Genomic DNA, 16725 nt, shown 5'->3' with positions numbered 1-16725 from the left:
TATAGAAAAAAACAAACGTATTTAACAATACGTTTGTTTTTTTCTATTACTGTAAAACTTATATTTTTTCTTCAGAAACATTTTTTCTTAATACAATTAACTTTCCTTCTAAGTAAATCATACTAAGATTAGACTACATCGTCCAATGACCAAGTTACTGTCGATTAATATACTTTTGATATTTCTCCTACATTTGCAGGCACAGTTAATTTTATCTCTTCAAAAGGAAAATATAGTTGCCAAGTTCCACTTCCTTGTGCTCCAGTTGCTGTGATTATTGATTGGGCTGTTGCACCCGATCGAAAAGCTTGAGAACCTAACATCGGTCCATTGGTAAAACCAGTCGTTACTGATTCCTCAGCTGTATTAGCATATTGAACTTTTTGAAGCTGAGTGTCCGCAAAGTTTAAGGTAATTCCTTCTCCTTGTGGTAAAGATTTACCAGTTTTATCTTTAAATTCAGATAAACTAACGTTTAATTTCCAACCTGTGCTAGTTGGTCGATTATCTTCTAGACGTAACATAAAACCAGCTTGTTGTAATTCGGGACTTCCTACATAGCTTGCTGAATTTAGTCCATAACTTTTTGCCGTTGGCGAAATCGTTTGTTTGCCAAAATCAAACGTACTTGGTGTCCCCATCAATACAGGTCGTTGCCCACTCCATTTCGCATATAAAGTTACAGTCCCATTATTAGTAGCAGTTAATGTCGAAATTATTTGTTTATCCGTATAGACAACTGCACTTGTCCGTGTCCTCGACCAACCAAGGAACGTATTACTCTCTTTCGTAAAGGTGTTGGCTGGTAATGGCTTGCCTGTTCCATAAATAAAACTAGCGTTAGGCATAGTACCAGTTCCCCCATTCGCATCAAACTTTACGGTATAAGCGTTCCCCTTCCAAACAGCATAATAGGTCTTAGCTGAGGCATAATTAACGAGAGGGTTTGTTGTAATATCTGGTGTTGTGGCACTGGCTGTTGTAGCCCAACCTTGAAAAATATAGCCTGTTCTTGTTGGCTTCACAACCGTGCTTAAATTAACTACTGTCCCAAAAGTATAGGCTTTAGCAGCCGTACCACCCGAGCCCCCATTGGCACTAAAAGTCACATTCACTGAGATTGGTTCCCAAATAGCTTTCAGAGTTATTTTTGTGGTAGTTGACGTAGACGTAAAGCTAATCGTTGCTCCCGGTTGATATTTTTTGGTTGGTGTTTCAACATCTTGCCATTCTACAAAAGTATAACCACTAAGCGTTGGTTTGGCTGTTGGAATGACAATTTTGCCGGCATCATTCACATCTAACTGGATTGTTTGCGGAGAAGGTAAATCTTTCACTCCACTTCCAGGAACTGTAATACTCGGTAAATTTTGTTCATAGGCTACTTGAGCAAACTCTGTGCTAAAGGTAATTTCATCACTAACTGCTGTTAAAGTGGCTCCTGCCTTAGCTTCTTTAGCAGAATATTGAAATTGGTTAATTGCTTTTTGATTCTCTGCATCTGGCACTAAAAAACTCATAATCGCATCTAATGTCTCACTTGGTTTGATTGTCGTTGCGCCAAAATCGACATAGATTGCTGTGATTAAAGCTGAATTAGCGGGTTTAGTTGTAGTGAACCCTAAACTGGTTAGTTTAGTGGCATTCCACGCTTGCAAATCATTGTTAGCATAACTAGGCAATTGTGAGACAGGCTTAGTTGTATAGTAAGTTTTGGCTGTCCCATTATTACTGGTCAAGTTTGTAAACCCGATGCTGCCTGTTGAACCACGACCATCGCTAGAAGAAGGTAAAATATTATACAAGCGAACGTTATTGAAGTTTGTATTTCCAGAATTTTTAATGACCGTTTGCATTTGCGGGGTGCCTTTGCGATCTACCGCAAAGATATTCGTATTTGACCAAGCTTGCGTCGCGGAGCCACGAGCATTAGTAGCGCTGTCTAACTTAGAAGAATCCACAACAGAAAAGCCGACATTAAAAGGAGATGAGTTGATCTCGTAGCTATTTTCTTTCGTGTTGTCTACACCGATTTTTTTAGCCTCTGCAGCGGATAATTGAGTAAGTACACCATGAAAGAAATCAGTTGGCTTAGGGCTACTATAGGCGATATAAGGAATTTGATAGCTTCCAGAAGCCGCTGAACTATCCACTACAAATTCTAAAGGAATCCGAAAAAAACTAGCCTCTCCCGTTACTTTAGATTTATAAGCCGTGCTGGACGTCTTAAAACGATAATAATTGTAAGTTGTATCATTTGTAGCTAAGGTTTCAACGGTCACCGAAGCTGGATAGGTCACTTGATTACTCTCATCAATAAAATCTTTTTTCGTAGTCGCTTTTAAACGTAACTGTTTGGGAACTTTAATTGTAATAATGGGATTCTCCCAATCCCCAGAAGAAGTATCTGTATAGTAGCCACTATTTCTCCCGAGTATTTCATAGTTAACCGTGTCCCCAGGCAGTTTATTTTCACTATTAACACTGGTAAGTCTAGCAGAAACACGTAAGGCCACGCCTTTATTATAATATACTACATTATTGTTTAATTTAAGCTCTGTAGGAGTCCCCATTGCGTCTTGGTACTGCATTGTGGCTCCAAAGGTGATTGGATTAGTCATCTTAGAAAGTACTGTCCCATCTGGCCACCGCCCATTAGGCCAACTTTTGATTCGATATCGGAGTGCCATCCCATTGCCTGGAGGTAACGAATTGGCGGTTGTGCCATCGGTTCCCATAGGAATAATATCAATGGTTGAAATATACTCATTGGTTGCTAAAGTCGGTAAAGCTGGACTAAAGCTACCAGTCGTGGCAGGTGTACTGCTCCAAACAGAACGACTCGTTCCAGTTACAGCATTTTTAATATGATACAAAGGGCGATAATAGGCGGGGGCACTCACTCCATCAGTCAAACCTAAAATATATAAATTAGTAAAGTTTCCCTTAGCTGAGCCTGCAGTTAATTCTTGTAACTTGTATGTCACTCCTTGAATTGGTTTAGCGCCAGTATTCTTAATAGTAGCAGAGCGGTTAAATATCCCAGAGCTAAAAGCGTAAAAATTTCCAGCTGTCGCTAAATTATCTAAGTTATTAACTGTGTTAGTAGAACCTATAACAGTCGAATGATAGCCTGTTCCTGATAATTGAAAATCTGGCCGAGAACGTTTTACATAACTTTTCGTAGTGGTAAGCGTATTTATTTTCCCATTTAGGAATTTTACTTTCATTCCAAAATTAACAGAAAAAGTACTCCCTTCTGCATACGTTTTATTCAAAGTAACCCTTGTGTTAGTATAGGATAAATCAATTCGAGTTGCTGGGTTTTCTAAAATATTTGGTGAGAGAGTTACTAATTTCTGATAGTACCGAGTAAAACCCGCTGGCACACTAGGGTCTTGTGCATTTGTGATCCCTGTTTTTAATAATTTATTGGCTAAAGTTCCCGTTAATGTAGCTCCCGTGGGAATTTCAACATACACTTGATGCTCATAATTAGGGTCTAAATTCGCTCTAGCTAAATAATTAAACCGATAAGAGTTTGTCATAACAATATCACCATCAAAATAATTGTCATCACTAGGAACTGCGTAACCAGAAAGCACATATGAAGCACTAGAAACAGCCACATCAGTTTTTAACACTTTATTTGTCGCTGAACTTGCTATTTGTGTCCCCGTATTATCAAATACCTTCGCTTGGAGATTATTCCACACGATTTGTTCAGGTGGGATTTTGGCATCATAGACATTATTAAATTTAAAACGTAAATTAATCGTCTCTAAAGTTGTCTTGGTTTCTTTCAAGCGAATAATTAATTTTTTATTGGCCGTATCGTTTACATACGAAGCCACAATGGAGTTAGCACTAGGTGTACTAGGTGTCACCAACGAAAATATCGGTGCTGTACTATCAAAGTCTTTAAAAATCGGGTCACTTTTACTTGGATAAAAGCCATAAGGAAGCTCAATCGAAGTACCAGTGAGGCCCGCTTGGCTGATGGAAACTGGTAAAGAAACAGTTAAGTAATCTGGTGCTGTTCCTGTCGCAGGGTCAGTATATGTACGATAAGTGGCTGGTGCAGTCAAACCGACCGTAATCCCATTCGCTTTAGCGGCAATGTTTTTAGACTTAACGACAGGGTTGCTTTTTTCATTTTCCTTTGTTTGCTTCTGCTCACTACTCTTCTGGGTCTCTTGTGGCACTACTACTTGCTCTTTCACAATCGTCACGTCTAAATTATTAGCCAACGTTTCTTGGTTTTTATCTTTGACTGACAATGTAAAGGTTCCTGCTTTTGTTGTCGTTAACAGCAAGTAACTCTCCCCCAACTGGGCTAAGTCTCTTAAAACCAAGCTATGTTGTTCTTGATTATAAGAACTATGCTCCTGCAATTGTTGGTTCTTTTGGGGATTATATTGAATTTCCTGAGGCAATTGGATTTCCGCCCAGGTTGCATTGCTAATTATTTTTAGATAAAAATCCGCTCCGGCAGTTACTTGACGTTCTGATTCTTGTTGTGACCAAGTAAAGGAAACAGTTTCTACTTCTTTCGTTGCTTCAGTTGCTTGAGTTTTTTCAATTGAAGAATCGGTTGTTTCAGTTGTTTCTATCGTTTGCTTGGACGGTTCTGATAGCTTAGGTAATGAATCTTCAATAATTTGTTGCATTTCACTCGTTACTGTTGTTGACTCAGTCCCCTCAGCTAAGCCATTAATTGGTAAAATCATCGTGCCTAATAATATGACACAGATTAGATTAGTCATTTTCTTGTTCATAACCAACACCTGCTTTTCCTTTTTATTTCTTTACTATTTAGTTCTACTCTTTTTTAGATTAAAAATAGCATAAAAATCTAGTTATCCGCATAAAAACTGGACTTATCACACTTTATCAAGGTCAAAACCACTCAATTTACTACTAATTTACTACTTATGAATGAGCTTTGATACGACGATTTATCCTTGAAAAGTGAAGATATAAAGATACTTCCAATAAAATTTGAATATTTAATAGGTAGACACTTCAAAAAATGAGGTGTCTATTTTTTTACCCGATTTTGAAAGGAAGTGAACTTATGAAAACAAAAAATCAAGAATCAAAAGGTCGTTCCCCACTCTTTAAGACCATCAAACATTCATTCAGCCAATAAAAAAGAAAGGATAGGTAAAAATATGGAACTTAAATTTGTGATTCCCAACATGGAAAAAACATTCGGCAATTTAGAATTTGCTGGCGAGGATAAAGTCGTTCAGCGAAGAATCAACGGACGGCTAACTGTCTTATCAAGAAGCTATAATCTCTATTCTGATGTTCAAAGAGCAGATGATATTGTGGTGGTGCTTCCTGCTGAAGCTGGCGAAAAACATTTCGGCTTTGAGGAACGTGTGAAGTTAGTCAATCCACGTATTACCGCAGAGGGCTACAAAATCGGCACTCGTGGTTTTACAAATTACCTTTTACATGCTGACGACATGATAAAAGAATAAAGAAAGAGAGGAAAAATGATGAGATTAGCAAATGGCATTGTATTAGATAAAGACACGACTTTTGGAGAATTGAAATTCTCTGCTCTACGTCGTGAAGTGAGAATCCAAAATGAAGACGGGTCGGTTTCAGATGAAATCAAGGAACGTACCTATGACTTAAAATCCAAAGGACAAGGACGCATGATTCAAGTAAGTATTCCTGCCAGCGTGCCTTTGAAAGAGTTTGATTATAACGCACGGGTGGAACTTATCAATCCCATTGCGGACACCGTTGCTACTGCCACCTATCAAGGAGCAGATGTTGACTGGTATATCAAGGCAGACGATATTGTGCTGACAAAGGATTCTAGTTCATTCAAAGCTCAACCACAAGCAAAGAAAGAACCGACACAAGACAAATAGTCGCTAGGTAGAAAGGAGACTTTTTCGCATGAAACAGCGTGGTAAAAGGATTCGCCCATCTGGTAAAGATTTAGTCTTTCATTTTACGATAGCGTCACTCCTGCCTGTTTTCCTGCTGGTTGTCGGACTGTTTCATGTGAAGACAATCCAGCAGATCAACTGGCAGGATTTTAACCTATCACAAGCAGATAAGATTGACATTCCCTATTTAATTATCAGTTTCAGTGTCGCAATTCTTATCTGCTTGCTGGTAGCGTTTGTATTCAAACGGGTTCGCTATGATACGGTTAAACAACTTTACCACCGTCAAAAACTGGCAAAGATGATACTTGAAAACAAGTGGTATGAATCTGAACAGGTCAAAACAGAGGGTTTCTTTAAAGATAGTGCTGGTCGTACAAAGGAAAAGATAACCTACTTCCCTAAAATGTATTATCGACTTAAAAATGGCTTGATACAGATACGGGTGGAAATCACGCTGGGAAAATATCAAGACCAACTCTTACACTTGGAAAAGAAATTAGAGAGTGGCTTGTACTGTGAGCTGACGGATAAAGAGTTAAAGGATTCCTATGTGGAATATACTTTGCTCTATGACACCATAGCCAGTCGTATTTCTATTGATGAAGTAGAAGCTAAAGATGGTAAACTTCGCTTAATGAAAAACGTATGGTGGGAATATGATAAGCTCCCTCATATGTTGATTGCTGGTGGTACAGGTGGCGGTAAAACTTACTTTATACTGACACTGATTGAAGCCTTGCTTCATACAGATTCAAAACTGTATATTCTTGACCCGAAAAATGCTGATCTTGCGGACTTAGGTTCTGTGATGGCAAATGTCTACTATAGAAAAGAAGACTTGCTTTCTTGCATTGAAACATTCTATGAAGAAATGATGAAACGTAGTGAGGAAATGAAGCAGATGAAGAACTATAAGACTGGCAAAAATTATGCTTACTTAGGTCTCCCGGCACACTTCTTAATCTTTGATGAATACGTCGCTTTCATGGAAATGCTGGGAACAAAAGAAAACACCGCAGTTATGAATAAGCTGAAACAGATTGTCATGTTAGGTCGTCAAGCTGGCTTCTTTCTAATACTGGCTTGTCAACGTCCAGACGCAAAATATTTAGGCGACGGAATCCGTGATCAGTTTAATTTCAGAGTGGCTTTAGGTCGTATGTCTGAAATGGGCTATGGCATGATGTTTGGCAGTGACGTACAAAAGGATTTCTTCTTAAAGCGAATCAAAGGTCGTGGCTATGTTGATGTAGGAACAAGTGTCATATCAGAGTTTTATACTCCCCTTGTACCAAAAGGATATGATTTCTTGGAGGAAATTAAAAAGTTATCCAACAGCAGACAGTCCACGCAGGCGACGTGCGAAGCGGAAGTCGCAGGTGTGGACTGATCTTGCTGGCTGGTGTGGCAATAGCCACGCCAGCACTTAACCCCCCGTATCTAACAGGGGGGTACAAATCGACAGGAAACAGTCAAAAAAACATTAGAAAATCCTTTGGTTACAAGGGATTTACAAAATTTCAGCGTATGTCAAATGGGCTTTAAAAGTTGACATACGCCTTTTTGATTGGAGGGATTTTTACTGAATGAACAAACTTGGTTACAGCATTTAAAAGAAAAACGCTTGGCTTATGGACTATCTCAAAACCGTTTAGCTGTTGCGACTGGTATTACAAGGCAGTATCTAAGCGATATTGAAACAGGAAAAGTCAAGCCATCAGAGGATTTACAGCAGTCCCTTTGGGAAGCTCTGGAACGCTTCAATCCCGACGCTCCCCTTGAAATGCTGTTTGATTATGTAAGAATTCGCTTTCCGACAACAGACGTACAGCAGGTGGTCGAAAACATCTTACAACTGAAACTGTCCTATTTTCTTCATGAGGACTATGGTTTCTATTCTTATTCAGAGCATTATGCTTTAGGCGACATATTCGTCCTTTGCTCCCATGAACTGGACAAAGGAGTTCTGGTGGAATTGAAAGGTCGTGGGTGCAGACAATTTGAAAGCTATCTTCTGGCACAACAAAGAAGCTGGTATGAGTTCTTTATGGACGTTTTGGTGGCTGGCGGTGTGATGAAACGCCTTGACCTTGCCATTAACGATAAGACAGGGATTTTAAATATCCCTGTACTCACTGAAAAGTGCCAACAGGAAGAATGTATCTCCGTCTTCCGCAGTTTTAAAAGCTATCGCAGTGGCGAACTGGTACGCAAAGAGGAAAAGGAATGTATGGGAAACACCCTCTATATCGGTTCATTACAAAGTGAAGTTTATTTCTGTATCTATGAAAAGGACTACGAGCAGTACAAGAAAAATGATATTCCCATTGAAGACGCAGAAGTAAAAAACCGTTTTGAGATTCGATTGAAAAATGAGCGTGCCTATTATGCAGTCCGTGATTTACTCGTCTATGACAATCCAGAGCATACCGCCTTTAAAATTATCAATCGGTATATCCGTTTTGTAGATAAAGACGATTCCAAACCTCGTTCTGATTGGAAACTGAATGAAGAATGGGCTTGGTTTATTGGGAACAATCGTGAACGATTAAAACTAACCACAAAACCAGAGCCTTACTCCTTCCAAAGGACGCTGAACTGGCTATCTCATCAAGTTGCCCCGACCTTAAAGGTTGCGATTAAACTTGATGAAATCAACCAGACGCAGGTTGTAAAAGACATTCTCGACCATGCGAAACTGACAGACCGACACAAGCAGATTTTGAAGCAACAGTCAGTAAAAGAACAGGACGTGATAACAACAAAAAAATAACTCAAATACAAATTCATTGAATATAGAGAGGAGAACATTTTTATGAATTTTGGACAAAACCTTTATAACTGGTTTCTATCAAACGCTCAATCACTGGTGCTTTTAGCAATCGTTGTGATTGGCTTGTATCTTGGCTTCAAGCGTGAGTTTAGCAAACTGATTGGCTTTTTAATTATTGCGATTATTGCGGTTGGCTTAGTCTTCAACGCTGCTGGAGTAAAAGACATTTTACTAGAGCTATTCAATCGCATTATTGGTGCTTAAATAAAACCGTTCTTTTGTGGAATATAAGTGGTTTTCTTATGTTCCGCAAAGGAATGGTACACCAAACGAAGTGCGGTAGGGATTTTTGAATCTCTACAAAGAAAGGACGTGAATATATGGACGATATGCAAGTCTATATTGCGAATTTAGGCAAATACAATGAGGGCGAATTGGTCGGTGCGTGGTTTACCTTTCCCATTGACTTTGAGGAAGTCAAAGAGAAAATCGGCTTGAATGATGAATATGAGGAATACGCCATTCATGACTACGAGTTACCCTTTACGGTTGACGAATACACTTCCATTGGCGAACTCAATCGACTATGGGAAATGGTATCGGAATTACCCGAAGAATTACAATCGGAGCTATCTGCTCTGCTCACTCATTTTTCAAGCATTGAAGAACTAAGCGAACATCAAGAGGATATTATCATTCATTCCGATTGTGATGATATGTATGACGTGGCACGCTACTACATTGAAGAAACGGGTGCTTTAGGCGAAGTACCAGCTAGTCTTCAAAACTATATTGATTATCAAGCCTATGGTCGGGATTTAGACCTTTCAGGAACGTTTATCTCAACCAATCATGGGATTTTTGAAATCGTCTATTAAATCTGTCGGTACATTACTACTGGCAGATTTTCTATTTTACGGGGTGGCTCAATCAGCTACCCCTATTTTTTATGAAAGGATTGATTACATGAAGAAAATACGAAGCTATACCAGTATCTGGTCTGTGGAAAAGGTACTGTATTCTATCAATGATTTTAGACTTCCGTTTCCCATAACCTTTACGCAAATGACATGGTTTGTCGTGTCACTCTTTGCAGTGATGATACTTGGCAACTTGCCCCCTCTTTCCATGATAGAGGGAGCATTTCTCAAATACTTTGGGATTCCTGTGGCTTTCACATGGTTTATGTCTACAAAAACTTTTGATGGTAAAAAGCCTTATGGATTTTTGAAGTCTGTCATTGCTTATGCACTGCGACCAAAGCTGACCTATGCAGGAAAAAAAGTAACGCTTGGCAGAAACCAGCCACAAGAAGCCATTACAGCAGTTAGGAGTGAATTTTATGGCATATCCAATTAAATACATTGAAAACAATCTCGTCTGGAATAAAGACGGGGAATGTTATGCTTACTATGAGCTTGTTCCTTACAATTACTCATTTCTAAGTCCAGAACAGAAAATACAAGTGCATGATTCTTTCAGACAGCTTATCGCACAAAATCGTGATGGCAAAATTCATGCTTTACAAATCAGTACAGAATCCAGCATACGTTCTGCACAAGAGCGTTCCAAAAATGAAGTCACTGGCAAGCTCAAAGCGGTTGCCTATGACAAAATCGACCAACAGACAGACGCTTTAATATCCATGATTGGCGAAAATCAAGTGAACTACCGTTTCTTTATCGGCTTTAAGTTGCTTCTCAACGATCAGGAGTTTTCTATGAAAAGTCTTACCGTTGAAGCAAAAAATGCTTTGTCTGATTTTGTCTATGATGTGAACCATAAGCTGATGGGCGATTTTGTTAGTATGAGTAATGATGAAATCCTGCGTTTTCAGAAGATGGAAAAGCTCTTAGAAAATAAAATCTCTCGTCGTTTCAAAATCCGCAGGTTAGATAAGGACGACTTCGGCTATCTGATTGAACACCTTTACGGACAGACAGGCACTGCCTATGAAGAGTATGAGTACCATCTATCAAAGAAAAAGCTGGATAATGAAACGCTGATTAAATACTATGACTTGATTAAGCCTACTCGCTGTTTGGTGGAAGAAAAACAGCGATATTTGAAAATCCAGCAGGAAGATGAAACCGTCTATGTAGCTTACTTTACCATTAACAGCATTGTCGGAGAACTGGACTTCCCGTCCTCTGAAATCTTCTACTACCAGCAACAGCAATTTACATTCCCGATTGATACGTCAATGAATGTGGAAATTGTAGCGAATCGTAAAGCCCTATCTACTGTCCGCAATAAAAAGAAAGAACTGAAAGACTTGGATAACCACGCTTGGCAAAGTGATAATGAAACCAGCTCCAATGTGGCGGAAGCTCTGGAAAGTGTGAATGAGCTGGAAACCAATTTAGACCAAAGCAAGGAATCTATGTACAAGCTGTCTTATGTGGTAAGGGTATCAGCAAATGATCTTGACGAACTCAAACGTCGTTGTAATGAAGTGAAAGATTTTTATGACGATTTAAGCGTAAAACTGGTACGACCATTTGGGGATATGCTCGGCTTACATGAAGAATTTTTACCTGCCAGCAAGCGTTATATGAATGATTATATTCAATACGTGACCTCTGATTTCCTCGCTGGTTTAGGTTTTGGTGCTACTCAAATGCTGGGGGAAAATGAGGGGATTTATGTTGGCTACAGCTTAGATACTGGACGCAATGTCTATCTGAAACCTGCTCTTGCCAGTCAAGGGGTTAAGGGTTCAGTAACCAATGCGTTAGCGTCGGCTTTTGTTGGTTCGCTGGGTGGTGGTAAATCCTTTGCGAATAACCTTATCGTCTATTATGCGGTGCTTTATGGGGCACAAGCAGTGATTGTAGACCCAAAAGCAGAACGTGGCAGATGGAAAGAAACCTTGCCAGAGATTTCCCATGAAATCAATATCGTCACTCTGACTTCTGATGAGAAAAACAAAGGCTTACTTGACCCTTATGTGATTATGAAAAATCCCAAAGATTCTGAATCACTGGCTATTGATATTCTGACATTTCTTACGGGGATTTCCTCTCGTGATGGGGAACGCTTCCCAATCCTTAGAAAAGCCATTCGTGCAGTAACCAATAGTGAAGTACGAGGGTTGATGAAAGTGATTGAGGAATTACGGGTTGAGAATACGCCACTAAGTACCAGTATAGCCGACCATATCGAAAGTTTTACAGACTATGACTTTGCACATTTATTATTCAGTAATGGTTATGTGGAGCAGTCTATCAGCTTAGAAAAACAACTGAACATTATACAGGTTGCGGACTTGGTACTTCCCGACAAGGAAACTTCCTTTGAGGAATATACCACTATGGAGCTTTTATCCGTTGCTATGCTGATTGTCATTAGTACCTTTGCTTTAGACTTTATCCATACAGACCGAAGCATTTTCAAGATTGTAGATTTAGACGAAGCATGGAGCTTTTTACAGGTAGCACAAGGAAAAACACTATCTATGAAGCTGGTTCGGGCTGGTCGTGCTATGAACGCTGGGGTATATTTCGTGACCCAAAATACAGACGACCTCTTAGATGAAAAACTGAAAAATAACCTCGGCTTAAAATTTGCATTTCGTTCCACTGACCTTAACGAGATTAAAAAGACCTTAGCCTTTTTTGGTGTAGACCCAGAGGACGAAAACAATCAGAAGCGATTGCGTGATTTGGAAAACGGGCAATGCCTTATCAGTGATTTATATGGTCGTGTCGGTGTGATACAGTTCCACCCTGTATTTGAAGAACTGCTCCATGCCTTTGATACCAGACCACCTGTGCGAAAAGAGGTGTAAATGTGAAACCATCAATAGTAAACAGAATAAAATCAAACTGGACGCTGAAACGTCTAGGTAAAGTGGCAATGACAGTGGCTTTCACACTTGTGATTGCCATTTTTCTTTTAGCCATGCTGGGAACGGTGGTTCAAGCTGCGGGCTTGGTAGATGATACGGTCAATGTGGCAAATGAATACAGCCGATACCCACTTGAAAACTATCAACTGGATTTTTATGTGGATAATAGCTGGGGCTGGCTTCCGTGGAACTGGTCGGACGGGATTGGAAAACAGGTCATGTATGGACTATATGCCATTACCAATTTTATTTGGACAATCAGTTTGTATGTTTCCAATGCGACAGGTTACTTAGTACAGGAAGCCTATTCCTTAGACTTCATTTCCGCTACAGCAGATTCCATTGGTAAGAATATGCAGACCTTAGCTGGTGTGAGTGCAAACGGATTTTCAACAGAGGGTTTCTATGTTGGATTCCTCTTACTCTTGATTTTGGTTCTTGGGGTTTATGTTGCCTATACGGGACTGATAAAGAGAGAAACCACAAAGGCAATTCATGCCATTATGAATTTTGTGCTGGTGTTTATCCTATCGGCTTCCTTTATTGCCTACGCTCCCGACTACATTAAAAAAATCAATGACTTTTCATCAGACATCAGTAATGCCAGTTTATCACTTGGCACGAAGATTGTCATGCCCCATTCCGATAGTCAAGGCAAGGACAGCGTGGACTTAATCAGAGATAGCCTGTTTTCCATACAGGTTCAGCAACCGTGGCTACTGCTTCAATACAACAGTTCAGACATTGAAAGTATCGGTATTGACCGTGTGGAAAGCCTGCTCTCCACCAGCCCAGATTCCAACAATGGCGAAGACAGAGAAAAAATTGTTGCGGAAGAAATTGAAGACAGAAGCAATACCAATCTAACCATTACAAAGACCATTAACCGTTTAGGTACAGTCTTCTTCCTATTTGTCTTCAATATTGGGATTTCCATATTTGTATTCCTATTAACAGGAATCATGATTTTCTCGCAGGTACTTTTTATCATCTATGCTATGTTTCTGCCTGTGAGCTTTATTTTAAGCATGATTCCATCATTTGATGGTATGTCAAAACGAGCCATAACAAAGCTCTTTAATACCATTTTGACACGAGCTGGAATCACATTGATTATTACGACAGCATTTAGTATTTCAACCATGCTCTATACCTTATCGGCTGGTTATCCGTTCTTTTTGATTGCTTTTCTACAGATTGTGACCTTTGCAGGAATCTACTTCAAGCTGGGCGATTTAATGAGTATGTTTTCTCTACAGAGTAACGATTCTCAAAGTGTGGGAAGTCGTGTGATGAGAAAACCTCGTATGCTTATGCACGCTCACATGCACCGTCTACAGCGGAAACTTGGACGTTCCATGACTACTCTAGGGGCTGGGTCTGCCATTGTTACAGGTAAAAAAGGACAGTCGGGTTCGGGGAGTTCTGCAAGGACACAAGCAGATCACTCCCGACCAGACGGAAAGGAAAAATCAACACTTGGAAAACGTATCGGTCAAACCATCGGTACAGTAGCTGATACCAAAGACAGAATGGTAGACACTGCTAGTGGTTTGAAAGAACAGGTTAAAGATTTGCCGACCAATGCAAGATATGCAGTATATCAAGGAAAATCCAAAGTAAAAGAGAATGTCCGTGATTTAACCAGTAGTATTTCTCAAACCAAAGCGGACAGAGCCAGTGGACGCAAGGAACAGCAGGAACAAAGGCGAAAAACCATTGCGAAGCGTCGCTCTGAAATGGAACAGGTCAAACAGAAAAAACAGCCTGCTTCTTCTGTTCATGAAAGACCGACTACAAGACAAGAACAATATCATGATGAACAGACCTCAAAACAGTCTAATATTCAGACTTCATATAAGGAATCTCAACAAGCCAAACAAGAGCGTCCAGCAGTTAAGTCCGATTTTTCAAGTCCAAAAGTGGAACGCCAAGGCAATACCGTTCAAGAAAAAACCGTTCAAAAGCCAGCAACTTCAACCACTACAGCAGATAGAACTTCACAACGTCCAATCACAAAAGAACGTCCGTCTACTGTTCAAAGAGTACCACTACAAAATACAAGAAGTAGACCACCAATCAAAACCGCCACCATTAAGAAAGTCGGTAAGAAACCATGAAGTTGAAAACTTTAGTGATTGGTGGTTCTGGATTATTCTTGATGGTCTTCTCACTGCTTCTGTTTGTTGCCATTTTATTTTCAGATGAACAGGACAGCGGAATTTCCAATATTCATTATGGAGGTGTGAATGTTTCCGCAGAAGTGCTGGCTCATAAGCCTATGGTAGAAAAATATGCCAAAGAATATGGCGTTGAAGAATATGTCAACATACTTCTTGCGATTATACAGGTGGAATCGGGCGGTACTGCGGAAGATGTTATGCAGTCCTCGGAATCCCTCGGTCTTCCACCTAATTCATTGAGTACAGAAGAATCCATTAAGCAAGGTGTGAAGTATTTCAGTGAATTATTAGCCAGTAGCGAAAGGCTCAGTGTAGATTTAGAATCGGTTATCCAGTCCTACAATTATGGTGGTGGTTTCTTAGGGTATGTGGCTAATCGTGGAAATAAATATACCTTTGAACTGGCTCAAAGTTTCTCAAAAGAGTATTCAGGTGGCGAAAAAGTGTCTTACCCCAATCCCATAGCCATACCTATCAATGGGGGCTGGCGATACAACTATGGCAATATGTTTTATGTGCAACTGGTAACGCAGTATCTTGTCACAACAGAGTTTGATGATGATACGGTACAAGCCATCATGGACGAAGCACTGAAATATGAGGGCTGGCGATACGTTTACGGTGGAGCTTCCCCGACTACTTCTTTTGATTGTAGCGGACTGACACAATGGACGTATGGAAAAGCTGGAATTAACTTACCACGAACCGCACAACAGCAATATGATGTGACCCAGCATATCCCACTATCGGAAGCACAAGCTGGCGATTTGGTTTTCTTTCATTCTACCTATAACGCTGGCTCTTATATTACTCATGTTGGGATATACCTTGGCAATAACCGTATGTTTCATGCAGGCGACCCAATCGGTTATGCCGACTTAACAAGCCCCTACTGGCAACAGCATTTAGTGGGAGCAGGACGAATCAAACAATGAGAAAGGAAGATTTAATGATGAAATTTAGAAAAAATCAGAATAAAGAAAAACAGATACCAAAGGAAAAGAAACCTCGTGTCTATAAGGTCAATCCTCATAAAAAGGTTGTGATTGCCTTGTGGGTACTTTTAGGGCTTAGTTTCAGCTTTGCGATATTCAAGCACTTTACAGCTATAGATACTCATACTATTCACGAAACAACTATCATAGAAAAGGAATACGTTGATACTCATCATGTAGAAAATTTTGTAGAGAACTTTGCGAAAGTCTACTATTCATGGGAGCAATCCGATAAGTCCATTGATAATCGAATGGAAAGTCTAAAAGGCTATCTGACAGATGAACTTCAAGCTCTCAATGTTGATACAGTACGCAAAGATATTCCTGTATCGTCTTCTGTAAGAGGATTTCAGATATGGACGGTAGAGCCAACTGGCGACAATGAGTTTAATGTAACCTACAGTGTAGACCAGCTCATTACAGAGGGAGAAAATACAAAGACCGTCCACTCTGCTTATATAGTGAGTGTCTATGTAGATGGTTCTGGAAATATGGTACTGGTTAAGAATCCGACCATTACCAACATACCTAAGAAATCAAGTTATAAACCAAAAGCCATTGAAAGTGAGGGGACGGTTGATTCCATTACAACCAATGAAATCAATGAGTTTTTAACGATGTTCTTCAAGCTCTATCCTACAGCGACAGCCAGTGAACTTTCCTACTATGTGAATGACGGGATATTAAAACCAATCGGAAAAGAGTACATCTTTCAAGAACTGGTAAATCCTATTCACAATCGTAAGGATAATCAAGTCACGGTATCGCTGACAGTGGAGTATATCGACCAGCAGACCAAAGCAACGCAGGTATCTCAATTTGATTTGGTACTTGAAAAGAACGGGAGTAATTGGAAGATTATAGAATAACAAATATTGGTACATTATTACAGCTATTTTGTAATCACGTACTCTCTTTGATAAAAAATTGGAGATTCCTTTACAAATATGCTCTTACGTGCTATTATTTAAGTATCTATTTAAAAGGAGTTAATAAATATGCGGCAAGG

At 39.7% G+C, this 16725-nt stretch carries 12 protein-coding genes; 11 read left to right on the top strand and 1 reads right to left on the bottom strand.

Going from position 1 to position 16725, the window contains the following annotated elements; all coding sequences use genetic code 11:
* Window positions 1-164 precede the first annotated feature (164 nt).
* Window positions 165-4778 carry an InlB B-repeat-containing protein gene (locus IGK96_RS04125; RefSeq protein ID WP_438755860.1) on the bottom strand — a complete coding sequence of 1538 codons (4614 nt, stop codon included), beginning with the start codon at window positions 4776-4778 and terminating at the stop codon, window positions 165-167.
* A gap of 396 nt (window positions 4779-5174) precedes the next feature.
* Between IGK96_RS04125 and IGK96_RS04120 the strand changes: the two genes are divergently transcribed.
* The 11 genes from IGK96_RS04120 (at window position 5175) to IGK96_RS04070 (ending at window position 16585) form a co-directional block, all read left to right on the top strand.
* Window positions 5175-5489 (top strand): YdcP family protein, encoded by a 315-nt coding sequence (locus tag IGK96_RS04120; protein WP_000420682.1) that lies wholly within the window; start codon window positions 5175-5177, stop codon window positions 5487-5489.
* Between the two features lie 15 nt (window positions 5490-5504).
* Window positions 5505-5891, top strand: coding sequence for a YdcP family protein (locus IGK96_RS04115; protein WP_000985015.1), 387 nt, complete (start codon window positions 5505-5507; stop codon window positions 5889-5891).
* A 28-nt stretch (window positions 5892-5919) separates the two neighbouring features.
* Entirely contained in the window at window positions 5920-7305 is a 1386-nt protein-coding gene (locus IGK96_RS04110; RefSeq protein ID WP_000813488.1) for an FtsK/SpoIIIE domain-containing protein, read from the top strand.
* A 177-nt stretch (window positions 7306-7482) separates the two neighbouring features.
* Complete coding sequence (mobT, locus tag IGK96_RS04105; RefSeq protein ID WP_000398284.1) at window positions 7483-8688, top strand: MobT family relaxase; 1206 nt, start codon at window positions 7483-7485, stop codon at window positions 8686-8688.
* Window positions 8689-8730: 42 nt separating this feature from the next.
* Window positions 8731-8952, top strand: a complete 222-nt coding sequence (locus IGK96_RS04100) for a hypothetical protein (protein WP_001009056.1) — start codon at window positions 8731-8733, stop codon at window positions 8950-8952.
* Window positions 8953-9068: 116 nt separating this feature from the next.
* A complete protein-coding gene (locus IGK96_RS04095; RefSeq protein WP_000342539.1) occupies window positions 9069-9566 on the top strand; it encodes an antirestriction protein ArdA in 498 nt (165 codons plus the stop codon).
* An 88-nt stretch (window positions 9567-9654) separates the two neighbouring features.
* Window positions 9655-10047, top strand: a complete 393-nt coding sequence (locus IGK96_RS04090; protein WP_000723888.1) for a conjugal transfer protein — start codon at window positions 9655-9657, stop codon at window positions 10045-10047.
* A complete protein-coding gene (locus IGK96_RS04085) occupies window positions 10031-12478 on the top strand; it encodes an ATP-binding protein (RefSeq protein WP_000331160.1) in 2448 nt (815 codons plus the stop codon). Before IGK96_RS04090 ends, IGK96_RS04085 begins: the two co-directional genes overlap by 17 nt.
* Before the next feature lie 2 nt (window positions 12479-12480).
* Window positions 12481-14658 (top strand): CD3337/EF1877 family mobilome membrane protein, encoded by a 2178-nt coding sequence (locus tag IGK96_RS04080; RefSeq protein ID WP_000804748.1) that lies wholly within the window; start codon window positions 12481-12483, stop codon window positions 14656-14658.
* Window positions 14655-15656 carry a bifunctional lytic transglycosylase/C40 family peptidase gene (locus tag IGK96_RS04075; RefSeq protein ID WP_000769868.1) on the top strand — a complete coding sequence of 334 codons (1002 nt, stop codon included), beginning with the start codon at window positions 14655-14657 and terminating at the stop codon, window positions 15654-15656. Before IGK96_RS04080 ends, IGK96_RS04075 begins: the two co-directional genes overlap by 4 nt.
* On the top strand, window positions 15653-16585 hold the full coding sequence (locus IGK96_RS04070) for a conjugal transfer protein (protein WP_113851257.1): 933 nt from the start codon (window positions 15653-15655) through the stop codon (window positions 16583-16585). The genes IGK96_RS04075 and IGK96_RS04070 overlap by 4 nt, the downstream gene beginning before the upstream one ends.
* Window positions 16586-16725: the final 140 nt, after the last annotated feature.

It is taken from the genome of Enterococcus sp. DIV0682 (assembly GCF_051712685.1).
Lineage (GTDB): Bacteria > Bacillota > Bacilli > Lactobacillales > Enterococcaceae > Enterococcus > Enterococcus faecalis.
This window is presented reverse-complemented; position numbering and strand designations above follow the sequence as displayed.

Bases quoted from the DNA above. Each gene is read 5' to 3' on its own strand.
- IGK96_RS04085 (WP_000331160.1), top strand. From the start codon at position 10,031: ATGGCATATCCAATTAAATACATTGAAAACAATCTCGTCTGGAATAAA.
- IGK96_RS04120 (WP_000420682.1), top strand. From the start codon at position 5,175: ATGGAACTTAAATTTGTGATTCCCAACATGGAAAAAACATTCGGCAAT.
- IGK96_RS04090 (WP_000723888.1), top strand. From the start codon at position 9,655: ATGAAGAAAATACGAAGCTATACCAGTATCTGGTCTGTGGAAAAGGTA.
- IGK96_RS04075 (WP_000769868.1), top strand. From the start codon at position 14,655: ATGAAGTTGAAAACTTTAGTGATTGGTGGTTCTGGATTATTCTTGATG.
- IGK96_RS04095 (WP_000342539.1), top strand. From the start codon at position 9,069: ATGGACGATATGCAAGTCTATATTGCGAATTTAGGCAAATACAATGAG.
- IGK96_RS04100 (WP_001009056.1), top strand. From the start codon at position 8,731: ATGAATTTTGGACAAAACCTTTATAACTGGTTTCTATCAAACGCTCAA.
- IGK96_RS04115 (WP_000985015.1), top strand. From the start codon at position 5,505: ATGATGAGATTAGCAAATGGCATTGTATTAGATAAAGACACGACTTTT.
- IGK96_RS04110 (WP_000813488.1), top strand. From the start codon at position 5,920: ATGAAACAGCGTGGTAAAAGGATTCGCCCATCTGGTAAAGATTTAGTC.
- IGK96_RS04125 (WP_438755860.1), bottom strand. From the start codon at position 4,778: ATGAACAAGAAAATGACTAATCTAATCTGTGTCATATTATTAGGCACG.
- IGK96_RS04070 (WP_113851257.1), top strand. From the start codon at position 15,653: ATGAGAAAGGAAGATTTAATGATGAAATTTAGAAAAAATCAGAATAAA.